Consider the following 486-nt stretch of genomic DNA (forward strand, 5'->3'; position numbering starts at 1 on the left):
GCTCTGGCTGACAATAGTAAGTATCGGCGATTAGCGCAGTTTGGTAGCGCACTTGGTTTGGGTCCAAGGGGTCGCAGGTTCAAATCCTGCATCGCCGACCATTTTTATGTTTACTCATAACAATCTAACTTACTAGTGAACTATGAAGTTTTCGATGCGCCCATAGCTCAGCTGGATAGAGCAACGCCCTTCTAAGGCGTCGGTCGAAGGTTCGAATCCTTCTGGGTGCGCCATTTTGAAAACACTGTAATGCCGTGGTGATTGTAGCTCAGTTGGTAGAGCCCCGGATTGTGATTCCGGTTGTCGTGGGTTCGAGCCCCATCAGTCACCCCAATTTGCAAAAAAAGAATATCGGCGATTAGCGCAGTTTGGTAGCGCACTTGGTTTGGGTCCAAGGGGTCGCAGGTTCAAATCCTGCATCGCCGACCACTTTCTTATAAGTGGTCTTAAATCCTAAGTATATAATATTAAACAAATCTGCTTTAT

At 46.9% G+C, this 486-nt stretch carries 4 tRNA genes; all 4 read left to right on the forward strand.

Annotated elements, in window-relative coordinates:
- Window positions 1–24: 24 nt before the first annotated feature.
- The 4 genes from CWB75_RS16020 to CWB75_RS16035 all read left to right on the forward strand — a co-directional run bounded on the left by CWB75_RS16020 (window position 25) and on the right by CWB75_RS16035 (window position 429).
- Window positions 25–101 (forward strand) — tRNA-Pro (locus CWB75_RS16020).
- Between the two features lie 55 nt (window positions 102–156).
- Window positions 157–233 (forward strand) — tRNA-Arg (locus CWB75_RS16025).
- 24 nt (window positions 234–257) lie between these two features.
- Window positions 258–333: transfer RNA gene (locus tag CWB75_RS16030), tRNA-His, on the forward strand.
- Window positions 334–352: 19 nt separating this feature from the next.
- Window positions 353–429 (forward strand) — tRNA-Pro (locus tag CWB75_RS16035).
- The last annotated feature ends 57 nt before the right edge of the window (window positions 430–486 follow it).

Source organism: Pseudoalteromonas sp. S1608, assembly GCF_005887265.1.
In the GTDB taxonomy this organism is placed as follows: domain Bacteria; phylum Pseudomonadota; class Gammaproteobacteria; order Enterobacterales; family Alteromonadaceae; genus Pseudoalteromonas; species Pseudoalteromonas undina.